Here is a 14,740-nt window from a genome sequence, read left to right on the forward strand (position 1 = left end):
TCCACCGCACCGGCACCCGAGGTACCGGCCGTGGTGGCCACCAATGACTCGAACATGCATTCGACTCTAGGTGCGGACGGAGGCGAGGAAAAGACGTCCAGCGCGATCTGGGGATGAATCGGCAACTGTGCACAACTGCACCGATCGGCCCGAATATGTCGGAGCCACATGCTAATCGGAGATGGCGAGCCAACGGGGGTGACGGCAGGCGCTGCGATCAGGCATGCTGGTTTGGACATGCAACCCAGCGATACGACCCGCCGAAGAATTCCGCCCCACGCCGCCGTCGGCAGCGCGGCGGCCCTCACCGGCGCGCTCGCCTACATCGGCCTGCGGGATCCGCATGTGTCGGGCTTCGGTTTCCCCCCGTGCCCCTTCCGTCTGCTGACCGGATGGAACTGCCCCGGCTGCGGCGGGATTCGGATGACCCACGACGTGCTGAATGGCGACCTCGCCGCGGCGGTCACCGACAACGTCTTCATGCTCGTCGCCCTTCCCCTGCTCGCACTGTGGCTGGTTCTGCGCTGGCGGAGCGGCAGGAAGTTGATGCCCACCGCCGCAATAGTCGTCGTGGTCCTCGCGACGGTGGCCTGGACGGTCGTCCGCAACCTGCCCGGGTTCCCGCTGGTCCCGACGTTTATTGGCGGGTAGCTTCGCAGCGCCGCTGATATACTCGCGCCGAGGGCCGTCGCAGTCCCTGCCAAATGTTTCCGGACTGCGGAGGTGCTACGAGTGTTGTTCTCGGCGTTGCCAAGAGCCCAGGGTCTCTACGATCCGGAGAACGAGGCCGACTCCTGCGGCGTAGCGATGGTCACCGACATCAAGGGCCGCCGGTCGCATTCGATCGTCGCCGACGGATTGACCGCGTTGGAGCACCTCGAACACCGTGGCGCAGCTGGCGCTGAACCCAACAGCGGTGACGGTGCCGGAATCCTCCTGCAACTGCCCGTCGAGCTCTTCGCCGAGGTCGTCGACTTCAACCTCCCGGCGCCAACGTCCAACGGCGCCAACACCTTTGCCACGGGAATCTGCTTCCTCCCGCAAGGCACCGTTGCCCGCGACGCCGAGCGGCATCGAATCGAGTCGATCGTCGTCGACGAGGGACTGGAAGTCCTTGGCTGGCGCACGGTTCCGGTCGACCCCGAGGGCGCCGACATCGGTGTGACGGCCCTGGGATGCATGCCGTTCATGGCGCAGCTATTCCTCGCCGCACCCGAGCGCAACGGCAGCAGGCCCGGCGGCGTCGACCTGGACCGCCGCGTGTACCCGGTTCGCAAACTCGCCGAACAGGGGGAGGTGTACTTCGCCTCGCTCTCGAGCCGGACCATTGCGTACAAGGGCATGCTGACGACGATGCAACTGCCGCAGTTCTTTTCAGACCTTCGCGACGAGCGCTGCAAGAGCGCCATCGCCATCGTGCACAGCCGCTTCTCGACCAACACGTTCCCGTCGTGGCCGCTCGCGCACCCCTTCCGGTTCGTCGCACACAACGGCGAGATCAACACCGTTCGCGGCAACCGCAACCGCATGCACGCCCGGGAAGCGATGCTGGCGAGCGCCCAGATCCCGGGCGACCTGGCACGGCTGTCGCCGATCTGCACGGCCGAGGCCTCGGATTCGGCGTCCTTCGACCAGGTCCTCGAGCTGCTGCACCTCGGCGGCCGCAGCCTGCCGCATGCCGTCCTGATGATGATCCCCGAGGCGTGGGAGAACAACGTCGACATGGACCCCGCGCGGCGGGCGTTCTGGCAATTTCACGCCTCCCTCATGGAACCGTGGGACGGGCCGGCCTGCGTGACCTTCACCGACGGCACCGTCGTCGGTGCCGTGTTGGACCGCAACGGTTTACGTCCCGGGCGGTGGTGGCGGACCCTCGACGACCGGATCATCCTCGCCAGCGAGAGCGGCGTGCTGGACGTCCCGTCGTCCCAGATCGTGGCGAGGGGACGACTCGAGCCCGGAAAGATGTTCCTGATCGACACCGCCGCCGCCCGCATCGTCTCCGACGACGAGATCAAGCAGGGGCTGTCCGACGCGGAGCCCTACGACGAGTGGCTGCATTCGGGCCTGCTGGATCTCGCGACGCTGCCGGAACGGATTCGGGTGCAGCCCAATCACGACTCGGTGGTCCGGCGGCAAATCTCCTTCGGCTACACCGAGGAGGAGCTGCGGATCATGCTCACGCCGATGGCGGCCTCGGGGGCAGAACCGTTGGGCTCCATGGGAACCGACACGCCGGCCGCGGTGCTGTCGCAGCGCTCCCGGCTGCTCTACGACTACTTCGTCGAGCTGTTCGCTCAGGTGACCAACCCGCCGCTGGACGCCATCCGCGAGGAGATCGTCACCTCGATGTCGCGGGTGATGGGACCCGAGCACAACCTCCTCGATCCGACGGCTGCGTCCTGTCGTCAGATCGGGCTGAAGTGGCCGGTCTTGGACAACGACGAACTCAACAAGATCGTCCACATCAACGCCGACGGCGAGCACCCGGGCCTCAAGACCAAGGTCCTTCGCGCGCTCTACGACGTCGAGCGCGGCGGCGAAGGATTGGTCGACGCGCTCGAGGACCTGCGCATCAGAGCCTGCGAGGCCATCAAGAAGGGCTACCGGACGCTCGTCATCTCCGACCGGGACTCCGACCACACCAAGGCACCGATCCCGTCGTTGCTGGCGGTGTCGGCCGTGCATCACCACCTGGTCCGCACCAAGGAGCGCACGACCGTCGCCCTGGTGGTCGAAAGCGGTGACGCCCGCGAGGTTCACCACATCGCCATGCTGATCGGTTTCGGTGCGGCCGCGGTGAATCCGTACCTGGCCTTCGAATCCATCGAGGACCTGATCCGCGAGGGCGAGCTCACCGGAGTCGAACCGACGACGGCCGTCCGCAACTACCTCAAGGCGCTCGGCAAGGGCGTGATGAAGGTGATGAGCAAGATGGGCATCTCGACCGTCGCGTCCTATACGGGTGCGCAGGCGTTCGAGGCGATCGGGCTGAACCGCGAGGTGATCGACGAGTACCTCACCGGCACCCCGAGTCAGCTCGGCGGCGTCGGTCTCGACGTCATCGCCGAAGAGGTGAAACTGCGACACCGCAGGGCCTATCCCGAGAACCCCACCGAACGGGTGCACCGCCGCCTCGAGGTCGGCGGGGAGTATGCGTTCCGCCGCGAAGGGGAGCTGCACCTGTTCACCCCGGAAGTCGTCTTCCTGCTTCAACATTCGACGCGGACGGGCAAGCACGAGGTATTCCGGCAGTACTCCGACGAAGTCGACCGGTTGGCGCGCGACGGTGGCGCGTTGCGCGGCCTGTTCCAGTTCAAGAAGGGGCTTCGGGAGCCCGTGCCGCTCGACGAGGTGGAGTCCGTCGAGTCGATCGTCACCCGCTTCAACACCGGTGCGATGAGCTACGGCTCGATCTCCGCCGAGGCCCACGAGACGATGGCGATCGCCATGAACGCGCTCGGTGGCCGGTCCAACAGCGGCGAAGGCGGCGAAGATCGAGACCGGCTGTACGACCCGCGGCGGCGCAGCGCTGTCAAACAAGTCGCGTCCGGCCGCTTCGGCGTGACCAGCGACTACCTGGTCAACGCCACCGACATCCAGATCAAGATGGCCCAGGGCGCCAAACCCGGTGAGGGCGGTCAACTTCCGGGCTACAAGGTGTACCCGAACATCGCCAAGACCCGTCACTCGACTCCGGGTGTCGGGCTGATCTCACCCCCGCCGCATCACGACATCTACTCGATCGAAGACCTCGCCCAGCTCATCCACGATCTGAAGAACGCCAACTCGCAGGCGCGGATTCACGTCAAGCTCGTCAGCTCGGTCGGGGTGGGCACCGTGGCCGCGGGTGTGTCCAAGGCGCACGCCGACGTCGTGCTGATCTCCGGGTACGACGGTGGCACCGGTGCCGCTCCTCTGACGTCGCTCAAGCACGCCGGCGCGCCGTGGGAGATCGGACTGGCCGACACCCAGCAGACGCTCGTCCTGAACGGGCTGCGGGACCGGATCACCGTGCAGTGTGACGGCGGGATGCGCACGGCGCGCGACGTCATGGTGGCGATGTTGCTCGGCGCCGAGGAGTACGGCTTCGCGACGGCGCCGTTGGTGGTGGCGGGCTGCATCATGATGCGTGTCTGTCACCTCGACACGTGCCCCGTCGGGGTGGCGACCCAGAACCCCGAGCTGCGGGCCCGGTTCAACGGCAAGCCCGAGTTCGTGGAGAACTTCTTCAGGTTCATCGCCGAGGACATCCGAAAGTATCTGGCGGAGCTCGGGTTCCGCAGCATCGACGAAGCCGTCGGGCAGGCCGAGACACTGGACACCGCACCGGGAATCGCGCACTGGAAGAGTCAGGGCCTCGACCTGTCGCCGATCTTCGCGGTGCCCACGGACGCGCATGGTGCCAAACTGACGCAGCGGCGCAAGCTCCGTGAGCAGGACCACGCCCTGGAACATGCCCTCGACCAGACGATCATCGCGCTGGCCGAGGGGGCGCTCGAGGACGCGCATCCCGTGCGGCTCGAGCTCCCGATCCGCAACGTCAACCGCACGGTGGGCACCCTTCTCGGTTCCGAGGTGACCCGCCGCTACGGTGCCCAGGGGTTGCCCGACGACACCATTCACATCACGCTCACCGGCTCGGCGGGCCAGTCGATCGGGGCCTTCCTGCCGCCTGGCATCACGCTGGACCTCATCGGTGACGCCAACGACTACGTGGGCAAGGGACTTTCGGGCGGTCGTGTCGTCGTCAGGCCCGACGACGACGTGTTGTTCCTGCCCGAGGACAACGTGATCGCAGGCAACACCCTGCTCTTCGGCGCGACGTCGGGTGAGGTGTTCCTCCGCGGCCGGGTCGGGGAACGCTTCTGCGCGAGGAACTCCGGCGCGTTGGCCGTGGTCGAGGGCGTCGGCGACCACGCGTGTGAGTACATGACCGGCGGGCGCGTCGTGGTGCTGGGCCCGACGGGTCGCAACATGGCGGCCGGCATGTCGGGCGGCATCGCCTACGTGCTGGGTCTTGACCCCGCGAAGGTCAACCCCGACATGGTGCTGCTGCAGCGCCTCGAAGCCGAAGACCTGACCTGGCTGCACGACGTCGTTGCACGGTACGAGGGTTACACCGGCAGCACGGTGGCGCGATCACTGTTGTCCGATTGGCCGAGGCGCAGTGCCCAATTCACCAAGATCATGCCAACCGACTACGAGAAGGTGCGGTTCGCCACGCGGATGGCCAAGGCGGAGGGCCGAGACGTGAACACCGCGATCATGGAGGCGACACGTGGCTGATCCCACCGGGTTCCTGAAGGTGCCGAAGGTCGAGGCGGCCAAGCGGCCGGTCGACGAGCGGGTCGGGGACTGGCACGAGGTGTACGAGCGCCAGGATCCGCACCAGCGTGCGGGCGAGGTCTCACAGCAGGCTCGACGTTGCATGGACTGCGGAATCCCGTTCTGCCACTCCGGATCTGCGGGCTGTCCGCTCGGGAATCTGATTCCGGAGTGGAACGACCTGGTTCGGCGTGGCCGCTGGGACGCAGCCAGCGACCGCCTCCACGCGACCAACAACTTCCCGGAGTTCACCGGCCGACTCTGTCCGGCGCCGTGCGAGTCGGCGTGCGTGCTGTCGATCGCCGAGGACCAGACCGGCGGTGCGGTGACGATCAAGCGCATCGAGCAGTCGATCGTGGACCAGGCGTGGATGGACGGCACCGTCGAGCCGCAACCGGCGGCCATCTCGACGGGCAAGGGGGTCGCCGTCGTCGGCTCCGGACCGGCGGGACTGGCTGCCGCCCAACAACTCACCCGCGCGGGCCACAACGTCACGGTGTACGAGCGTGACGATCGCATCGGGGGATTGCTTCGCTACGGCATCCCGGAATACAAGCTGGAGAAGTCGGGGCTCGACCAGAGGCTGGCGCAGATGCGGGCCGAGGGAACGCGTTTCGTCACCGACTGCGAGGTCGGCGTCGACCTGTCCGTCGTACGGCTGCGACGCCAGCACGACGCGGTGGTGCTGGCCGTCGGCGCGTTGCGGTCGCGGGACAACCAGGTCGAAGGCCGTGAGCTCGCCGGTGTGCACCTCGCGATGGAACACCTGGTGCCCGCGAACAGGGAATGCGAGGGCGACGGACCGTCGCCCATCTCGGCGGTGGGCAAGCACGTCGTGATCATCGGCGGGGGAGACACCGGGGCGGACTGCCTTGGGACCGCCCACCGACAGGGGGCGGCGTCGGTCACGCAATTGGACTACAACGCGGAGCCGCCTGAGCAACGCGACGACACCCGCTCGCCGTGGCCGACGTGGCCGTTGGTGCTGCGGACGTCTCCCGCGCACGCCGAGGGCGGCGCACGCCGGTACGAGGTCGCGGTTCAGCGGTTCGTCGGCGACGACGACGGCCGCCTGAAGTCGATGGTGATCGCGGAGGTCAAGGTTGAACGCGGCGCCGACGGCCGGCGCCAGATCACCCCGGTGGGCGCGGAGATCGAGTTGCCCTGCGAGCTCGCGCTGTTGGCGATCGGGTTCGAAGGCGTTGAGCACATGGCACTGCTCGACGAGCTCGGCCTGCAGCTCAACGGCCGCGGCGCGCTGTCGTGTGGGTCGGATTGGCAGACCGACGCGCCGGGGGTCTTCGTGTGCGGCGACGCCCACCGCGGCGCGTCGCTGATCGTGTGGGCGATCGCCGAGGGACGCAGCGCGGCGCACGCCGTGGACGCATTCCTGATGGGTGAGTCGGATCTTCCGGCCCCGGTCAGGCCGGGTGCGCTCCCGCTAGCCGCCGTCTGAATCGTCATCTGAATCGATCACGACTATATTGAGTCAACGTGACTAGACGCGGAAAGATCGTCTGTACGTTGGGCCCGGCATCCTCTTCGGAGGAGCAGATCAAGGCGCTCGTCGAGGTGGGCATGGATGTCGCGCGGCTGAATTTCAGCCACGGTGACCATGCCGACCACGAAATCGCCTACAAACGGGTTCGCGCAGCCTCCGACTCGACAGGGCGGGCGGTGGGCATCCTCGCCGACCTGCAGGGCCCCAAGATCCGGCTCGGCCGGTTCGCCGACGGACCGACGGTGTGGGTCGCCGGTGAGACCGTGCGAATCACCGTCGACGAGATCGAGGGCACCCACGACCGGGTGTCGACCACCTACAAGGAGCTCGCCAAGGACGCGGCCGTCGGCGACCGCCTGCTGGTCGACGACGGCAACATCGGCCTGACCGTCAGCGAGATCGACGGCAACGACGTCGTGTGCATCGTCACCGAGGGCGGCAAGATCAGCAACAACAAGGGCCTGTCACTTCCCGGCATGAACGTCTCGGTGCCTGCGATGTCGGAGAAGGACATCGACGACCTCAAGTTCGCGATGAGCCTGGGCGTCGACCTGGTCGCGTTGTCGTTCGTCCGCTCGCCCGCCGACATCGAGCTGGTCCACGAAATAATGGACCAGATGGGTCGCCGGGTGCCGGTGATCGCGAAGCTGGAGAAGCCCGAGGCGATCGAGAACCTCGAGGCCATCGTGCTGGCGTTCGACGCCATCATGGTCGCCCGCGGTGACCTAGGCGTCGAGCTGCCGCTGGAGGAAGTGCCGCTGGTGCAGAAGCGCACCATTCAGATGGCGCGCGAGAACGCCAAGCCCGTCATCGTCGCAACGCAGATGCTCGAGTCGATGATCGAGAACTCCCGCCCGACGCGCGCCGAGGCATCCGACGTGGCCAACGCCGTGTTGGACGGCGCCGACGCCGTGATGCTGTCGGGTGAGACCTCGGTGGGCAAGTACCCGCTCGAGGCCGTCAAGACGATGGCCCGCATCATCACCGCGGTCGAGGAGAACTCGACCGCCGCCCCGCCGCTGACCCACGTGCCCCGCACCAAGCGCGGCGTGATCTCCTACGCCGCCCGCGACATCGGTGAACGGCTCGACGCGAAGGCGTTGGTCGCGTTCACCCAATCCGGTGACACGCTCAAGCGGCTCGCTCGGCTGCACACCCCGCTGCCGTTGCTGGCGTTCACGCCTCTGCCCGAGGTCCGCAGCCAGCTCGCGCTGACCTGGGGCACCGAGACGTTCATCGTTCCCCACATCCAGACCACCGACGGCATGATCCGTCAGGTCGACGAGTCCCTGCTGGCGCTGGGCCGGTACAAGCGGGGTGACCTCGTGGTCATCGTCGCTGGCGCCCCTCCCGGCACAGTAGGCTCGACCAACATGATTCACGTCCACCGAATCGGCGAGGACGACCACTAGCGCCAGGAGGAACGGCCAGCAGTGACTTCCGATCTCGAAGAGCTGCTGGCCGTTCTGGACCTGAACCGCGTCGACGACGATCTGTTCACCGGTTCACACCCCAGCAAGAACCCGATCCGGACGTTCGGCGGGCAGATGATGGCGCAGGCCTTCGTCGCGGCCAGCCGCACGCTGAAACACGATCTGCCGCCGAGCGCACTGTCGGTCCACTTCATCGCGGGCGGCGACCCGGAACGCGACCTCGAGTTTCACGTCGTGCGACTGCGCGACGAGCGTCGGTTCGCCAATCGCCGTGTCGACGTGCGACAGGGTGACGTGCTGTTGGCCTCGGCCCTGGTGTCGCATCTGGCCGGTGGTCGCGGCCTCGAGCACGGGGTCGTGGCACCTGAGGTTCCCGAGCCCCTGTCGGTGCCGAGCATCGAGGACCTGCTGGTCGGTTTCGAGGAGACGGTGCCGCTCTTCGTGGCGGCGCTGAAACCGATCGAATGGCGCTACACCAACGATCCCGCGTGGGTGATGCGGGGCAAGGGGGAGCAGCTCGCCCACAACAGGGTGTGGCTGACGGCGCGGGGCCCGATGCCCGACGACCCGGTGATCCATGCCGCCGCCCTGGTCTATTCGTCGGACACCACGGTGCTGGACTCCATCATCACCACGCACGGGTTGTCGTGGGGTTTCGACCGCATCTTCGCCGTCACGATGAACCACTCGGTGTGGTTTCACCGTCCGGTGCGCTTCGACGAGTGGGTGCTGTACTCGACGACGTCACCCGTGGCAGCGGAGTCCCGCGGGCTCGGCAACGGTCACTTCTTCGACCGCGACGGCCAGGTCCTGGCCACCGTGGTCCAGGAGGGGATCGTCAAGTACTTCCCCGGGTCGGCTTCGGACTGATGTCGAAGCGTCCCTGAACGTCGTTGAGCCACTTGTCAGTACAGGCCTTCGCCGCGGCCTGGTCGTTGCCTGCCTTGGTCACGCAGTCCAGGTAGTCGGCGCCGCCGGAGTCGCGCCACGCGAACGCCCAGACGACGGCGAAAGCCACCGAGGCGACGGCCGCGACCACGCCGAGCGCCATTCCCGCGGCCGCCACGGCACCGTTGTCGGCCTCGTTGCGCTTCGCGCGACCGCGGCCGACCAGGCCGAGGACGACGGCGACCACACCGCAGGCGATGCCGCCGACGACCGACCAGCACAGGACCACGCCGGCAACCGCGACGGCGAGCGCGGCGGTGCCTGTTCCGTTTCTGGGGCCCGTCATGTCTGCCGAGGGTAGAGCACCGGGCAGGTCACACCGCGGGGCAGGTGATGTGTGGCGACGACGACGGTGCGGGTGGGGTCGAAGAGCCCGTCGGGTGCCAGCAGTTCGCGCAGGAGCCGGTCGGCGTCGGCGGCGTCGAGGTGTTCGGTCGGCTCGTCGAGCAGGATGACGGGCAGGTCGCAGAGGAGCGCACGGGCGAGCAGCAGGCGCCGTCGCTGCCCGGCGGAGACCGCCGCCGCCCCACCGGTGAGGATCGTGGCCAACCCGTCGGGAAGGCCGTCCACCCAGTCACCCAAGCCGACGGCGTACAGGGCGGTTTGCAGCTCGTCGTCGGTGGCGTCGCCGCGGGCCACCAGCAGGTTGTCGCGGACGGTCGTGTCGAACAGATGCGCGTCCTCGGGGAAGAAGCCTGCGGTGAAGGGGTTTTGGTGCTCGGCGGCGATCGCCATCAGGGTCGTCGTCTTACCGCTCCCACTGTCGCCGACGACGGCGACCCGGTCGCCCGCCTGAAGGTTGGGCGTCCGGAGGGCGGGTCGGCTCCTCGCGGCTGGGTCGGGGGCGGTCAGGTCGAGTAGGCGCCTGGCCGCGATGCGGGCCCTGGTGAGTTGGACGGCGGCCGCGGGAAGTGCCGCGGTCGCCTCGAACGCCGAGAGGGGCAGCAGTACGAGGATCGCCAGCGTGGTGGGTGCCACCTGGGGTGCGAGGGTGATCGCGACCAGGACGGCGGCGAGCACGCTGACGGCCGTCGCGGCGATGGGCGCTGCCGCGCCGAAGGCGGCGGGCACTGCCGCGCGGTCGGCGGCGGCTCCCCACTCTCGTTGCCGGCGGGAGGCGTCGGCGACGACCTCGTCGAGACGGCCGGCCACCCGAAGTTCTGGGGCGTGGTCGACCGCCAGCATCGTCGCGGTGTCCCGGCCCGAATGGTGCTGTACGGCAACAATTTCGGCGGAGGCGGCAGCCCTGGCGGACAGCCACGGGGCGACGACGCCGGCCACCAGAAGACAGGCCAACAGCACGGCGGCGACGGTCGGTGAGATGAGCGCGACGGCGACGACGGAGGCCCCCGAGAGGATCGCGGCCACGGCCATCGGGAGCACGGCGCGGACCAGGACGTCGGACAATTCGTCGACCGAGTCGCCAACGCGGGAAGCGATGTCTCCCTCCGGAAGTCGCATCACGGTGTCGGCCGGCCCGTGGGCCAAGGCACGGTACAGCCCGGCCCGCGCGGTGCCGGCAGCGCGCAGGGCCGTGTCGTGGGACGCAAGTCGCTCGCAGTAGCCGAGGACACCCCGGGAGATGCCGAGGGCCCGCACGGCGACGACCGCAACGGACAGGTCCAGGATCGGCGGCATCTGCCAGGCCCTGGCGATGAGCCAAGCGGAGACGCCCGCGAGCGCCAGCGCGCTGCCGAGGGCCAGCACGCCGAACGTCGTGGCCATCGCCAGGCGCCGAAGGCGGGGGCGCAGCAGCGCGAACCCCGAGAGCAGGGGGTCACGCGACGGCATGGGTCTCACCTCCGACGGTGACGAGGTGGTCGCCGACGGCGCGGACCGCGTCTCGGTGGCCGACGACCAGTACGGCGGCGCCCTCGTGTGCGACGTCCCGGATCGACTGGAGGACGAACCGTTCGCGCTCTTCGTCGAGATGGGCCGTCGGTTCGTCGAGCAGGAGGATGGGCCGCCGGGCACCGAACGCCCGGGCAAGGCCGAGTCTTTGACGCTGGCCCAGCGACAGCCCGGTGCCGTCCCGGCCGATGACGGTGGCCAGCCCGTTCGGGAGTGCGGCGACGACGTCGTCGAAACCGGCTCTGCGGCAGGCGTCGTCGACGTCGGCGATGGGCCCGAGTAGTTCGAGGTTCTCGAGCACGGTGCCCGGGACCAGCGCCGGCCGTTGCGGCAGCCAGGCGACGAGGTTCCACCATTGCCGGAGGTCCAGATCGGTGACGTCGTCGTCGCCGACCCGCACGTGACCCGACGTCGGCGCGACGAGACCCAGGATGGCGTGCAATGCGGTGGACTTGCCCGCCCCGTTCGGCCCGGTCAGGACCGTGATCGACCCCGGGACGACGTCGGCCGACAACCGGTGTGGCGCATCGCCGTTCCTCGCGGTCACGCTGACGTCGCGAAGGTGGATCGTGGTGCCCGTCGGCGGGCGCCTTCCCTCGGGCCGGATCACGGCACCCTCGAGCAGCGCGGCGGCCTTCGCCTTGGCCGTCCGCCCGTCCTGTGCGGCGTGAAACTCCGCGCCGACCCGGCGCAACGGCCAGAAGACTTCTGGGGCCAGCAGCAGCACCGTCAGCCCCGCGGCCAGCTCGACTTCGCCGTAGACCAGTCGCAACCCGACGCTGACGGCGACCAGTGCCACGCCGAGGGTGGCGATCAGTTCCAACACCAGCGAAGACAGGAAGGTAATGCGCAGCGTTGCCATGGTCGAACGGCGGTGCGCCTCGGCGAGTTCGGAGATGCGACGCTCGGGGCCGTCGGCGCGGCCAAGGGCCCGCAGGGTGGGGATGCCGGTGATGAGGTCCAGCAGCCGGGAATGCAGAACGGTCATGGCCGTCATGGCCGCGGCGGAACGGTCGGCAGTGACCAGACCGATGAGCACCATGAACAGCGGAACCAGAGGAAGCGCAATCAAGACGACGACGGCCGCCTGCACGTCGTACCACGCCATCGTCACCACCGCGGCGGGAGTGAGCACGGCGGCCTGGACCAGCGCGGGCAGGTAGCGGGTGTAGTACGGGCGCAACGCGTCGAGGCCCCTGGTGGTCAGGGCTACTGCGTCGTCGTGGCGCGCCGCCAGCTCGCGCGGTGGGAGGGCGGTGACGAAGGCGAGGACCTCGCGGTTGAGGTCGGCGATCGCCTCGGTGGCGCCGCGTTGACTGACTCGAGCCTGCGCCCACTGCGCGACCGCCCGAATGGTCCAGAGCGCCACCAGAACCCACAGGGACACCGACCAGTGGTTGAAGGTTCGGGTGTTCGGGTCGGTGATCAGACCTGCCAGCAGATGGGCCAGGACCACCGCGCCGGCGATCGCCGAGCCGGTGATGACCACTCCGCAGCTCGTCGTCGCCACCAGGTGGCGGCTCATCGTTTGGGACTCAAGCCAATCGACGCCGGAATCCGGTCGGCGGAGATGCGTTGGCGGAACACCCAATACGTCCACCCCTGGTAGCCGATCACCAGTGGCGCGAAGATCAGCGCCGCCCACGACATGACGGTCAGCGTGTACGGCGACGACGAGGCGTTGTGGATGTCGAGGCTCCACGCCGGGTTCAGCGTCGAGGGCACCAGGTTCGGGTAGAGCGAGCCGAACAGCAGCACCACCACCGCGACGACGACGGTTGCCGTGCAGGCGAAGGCCCAGCCGTCACCCCCGCGGCTCCACACCAGCATGACGGCGGTGATCTGCGCGACGACGGCGACCCCCAACACCAGCCACGTCCAGTCCTTGCCGTAGGACAGCTGGGTCCACGCGCCGAACACCCCGACCACCAGCGTCACGGGAATGGCCAACCGGGCCGCGAAGAACACCGCGTCGTCGCGCACCGCACCCTCGGTCTTGAGGGCGACGAAGACCGCACCGTGAAACGCGAACAGTCCCGCGGTGGCGAGCCCGCCGAGAAGCACGAACGGGTTGAGCAGGTCGGTGACGGACAGCTCGATCTGCTTGTCCGCGTTGACCGGAAGCCCGTGCACGAGCAGGGCGAACGTGACACCCCACAGCACGGCGGGCAGCCAGGAGCCGACGGCGATGGCGACGTCGGCCCACCTGCGCCACTTGGGGTCGTCGACCTTGCCACGCCACTCGATGGCGCAGATGCGGACGATCATCGAGACCAGGATGGCCAGCAGCGGCAGGTACAAGCCCGAGAACACCGTCGCGTACATCTCTGGGAACGCCGCGAACATCGCCCCGCCCGCGGTGATCAGCCAGACCTCGTTGCCGTCCCAGACCGGGCCGATGGTGTTGAGCACCGCGCGTCGGTGGGGCTCACTCAGGCCGTCGGGAGCGCGGCGCGCGAAGAACTCCATCAACATTCCGACGCCGAAGTCGAAGCCCTCGAGCAGAAGGAATCCGACGAACAGTGCCGCCAGTGCCATGAACCAGAAGTCCTGCAGTTCCATGTCGGCCTCTCAGTACACGAACGAGTCAGTACGCGAACGACAACGGTGCGACGTCGGCGTCCCCGGGTGGCGTGGGCGGCGCCGGTTCGGCGTCGTGCTCCAGGGGGCCCTCGACGACGTAGCGCCGGATCAACCAGAACCAGATGCAGGCAAGCGCGGCGTAGAGAAGCGTGAACACGGTAAGTGAAAGGAACACCATGCCTGCGGAGTGAACCGAGACGCCCTCGCCGACCGTCAGGCGGATCATCTGGTCGCCGGTGGGGTTGGGCACCACCACCCACGGCTGTCTGCCCATCTCGGTGAACACCCAGCCGGCACTGTTGGCCAGGAACGGTGTCGGCAGCGTCAGGAGGGCGAACGTGGCGAACCACCGCTGGCGGGGGAGACGTCCGCGGCGAGTCGACCAGAGGGCGACCATCGCGAAGAGCACTGGGACGGCGAGCAATCCGATCATCGCGCGGAACGACCAGTACGTCACGAAGAGGTTGGGTCGGTAGTCACCGGGCCCGTAGGTCGCCTCGTACCTTTCCTGCAAATCCTTCACGCCCTCCAACGTGACCCCGTCGAAGCGGCCTTCGGCGAGGAAGGGCAGGACGTAGGGCACCTCGATGACGTGGTCGACGGCGTCGCAGTTGTTGTGGGTGCCGACGGTGAGGATCGAGAAGTCGGGGTCGGTCTCGGTGTGGCACAACGATTCCGCCGACGCCATCTTCATGGGCTGCTGCTGAAACATGAGCTTGCCCTGGGCGTCGCCGGTCAGGAACAGTCCGCCCGCCGCGGCGAGAGTCACCAGGCAGCCGAGGATGGTGGCCGGCCGGTACATCGTGCGTGCCTCATCGGTGTCGCGGCCCCGCACCAGCCACCAGGAGCACACGCCCGCGACGAAGGTTCCCGCGGTGAGGAAGGCGCCGAAGACCGCGTGCGAAAACGCCGCAGTGGCAGTGTTGTTGGTGAACAGGGCGACGATGCTGGTCAGTTCGGCGCGGCCGGTCTCAGGGTTGAAGCGGGCGCCAACGGGGTGTTGCATCCAGGAGTTGGCGGCGATGATGAAGAACGCCGACGCGTTGACCGCGATCGCGACGATCCAGATGCAGGCGAGGTGGACGAGTCGGGGTAG

10 protein-coding genes are annotated in these 14,740 nt (G+C 68.2%); 5 read left to right on the forward strand and 5 right to left on the reverse strand.

Features of this window, described 5'->3' with window-relative positions:
* Positions 1-237 precede the first annotated feature (237 nt).
* The 5 genes from B1790_RS23470 (at position 238) to B1790_RS23490 (ending at position 9,132) form a co-directional block, all read left to right on the forward strand.
* The gene (locus tag B1790_RS23470; protein ID WP_079925694.1) at positions 238-651 is read left to right on the forward strand and encodes a DUF2752 domain-containing protein; all 414 of its coding nucleotides are present in this window, start codon (positions 238-240) and stop codon (positions 649-651) included.
* Between the two features lie 81 nt (positions 652-732).
* A complete protein-coding gene (gene gltB, locus B1790_RS23475) occupies positions 733-5,289 on the forward strand; it encodes a glutamate synthase large subunit (protein ID WP_079925695.1) in 4,557 nt (1,518 codons plus the stop codon).
* Positions 5,282-6,784: a glutamate synthase subunit beta gene (locus tag B1790_RS23480; RefSeq protein WP_079925696.1), complete on the forward strand. Its 1,503-nt coding sequence runs from the start codon at positions 5,282-5,284 to the stop codon at positions 6,782-6,784. Before gltB ends, B1790_RS23480 begins: the two co-directional genes overlap by 8 nt.
* Positions 6,785-6,822: 38 nt before the next feature.
* Complete coding sequence (pyk, locus tag B1790_RS23485) at positions 6,823-8,241, forward strand: pyruvate kinase (protein WP_079925697.1); 1,419 nt, start codon at positions 6,823-6,825, stop codon at positions 8,239-8,241.
* Positions 8,242-8,262: 21 nt separating this feature from the next.
* Complete coding sequence (locus B1790_RS23490) at positions 8,263-9,132, forward strand: acyl-CoA thioesterase II (protein WP_056547836.1); 870 nt, start codon at positions 8,263-8,265, stop codon at positions 9,130-9,132.
* On the opposite strand, the gene B1790_RS34775 is transcribed toward B1790_RS23490, so the two are convergent.
* The 5 genes from B1790_RS34775 to B1790_RS23515 all read right to left on the reverse strand — a co-directional run.
* Positions 9,101-9,496, reverse strand: a complete 396-nt coding sequence (locus B1790_RS34775) for a DUF4190 domain-containing protein (RefSeq protein WP_158083871.1) — start codon at positions 9,494-9,496, stop codon at positions 9,101-9,103. The two genes, B1790_RS23490 and B1790_RS34775, sit on opposite strands and share 32 nt — an antisense overlap.
* Positions 9,493-11,001 carry an ATP-binding cassette domain-containing protein gene (locus B1790_RS23500; protein WP_079925698.1) on the reverse strand — a complete coding sequence of 503 codons (1,509 nt, stop codon included), beginning with the start codon at positions 10,999-11,001 and terminating at the stop codon, positions 9,493-9,495. The genes B1790_RS34775 and B1790_RS23500 overlap by 4 nt, the downstream gene beginning before the upstream one ends.
* A complete protein-coding gene (cydD, locus tag B1790_RS23505) occupies positions 10,988-12,586 on the reverse strand; it encodes a thiol reductant ABC exporter subunit CydD (protein WP_079925699.1) in 1,599 nt (532 codons plus the stop codon). The genes B1790_RS23500 and cydD overlap by 14 nt, the downstream gene beginning before the upstream one ends.
* Positions 12,583-13,623: a cytochrome d ubiquinol oxidase subunit II gene (gene cydB / locus B1790_RS23510; protein ID WP_079925700.1), complete on the reverse strand. Its 1,041-nt coding sequence runs from the start codon at positions 13,621-13,623 to the stop codon at positions 12,583-12,585. Before cydB ends, cydD begins: the two co-directional genes overlap by 4 nt.
* 25 nt (positions 13,624-13,648) lie before the next feature.
* Positions 13,649-14,740, reverse strand: a 1,092-nt coding sequence (locus tag B1790_RS23515; RefSeq protein ID WP_079925701.1) for a cytochrome ubiquinol oxidase subunit I, incomplete at its 5' end; no start/stop codon positions are given.

This window comes from Mycobacterium sp. AT1 (genome assembly GCF_002043095.1).
Lineage (GTDB): Bacteria > Actinomycetota > Actinomycetes > Mycobacteriales > Mycobacteriaceae > Mycobacterium.

What these genes read in the sequence shown, in the direction of transcription:
- B1790_RS23470 (WP_079925694.1), top strand. Translation starts at nt 238, where the DNA reads ATGCAACCCAGCGATACGACCCGCCGAAGAATTCCGCCCCACGCCGCC.
- B1790_RS34775 (WP_158083871.1), bottom strand. Translation starts at nt 9,496, where the DNA reads ATGACGGGCCCCAGAAACGGAACAGGCACCGCCGCGCTCGCCGTCGCG.
- B1790_RS23500 (WP_079925698.1), bottom strand. Translation starts at nt 11,001, where the DNA reads ATGCCGTCGCGTGACCCCCTGCTCTCGGGGTTCGCGCTGCTGCGCCCC.
- cydD (WP_079925699.1), bottom strand. Translation starts at nt 12,586, where the DNA reads ATGAGCCGCCACCTGGTGGCGACGACGAGCTGCGGAGTGGTCATCACC.
- cydB (WP_079925700.1), bottom strand. Translation starts at nt 13,623, where the DNA reads ATGGAACTGCAGGACTTCTGGTTCATGGCACTGGCGGCACTGTTCGTC.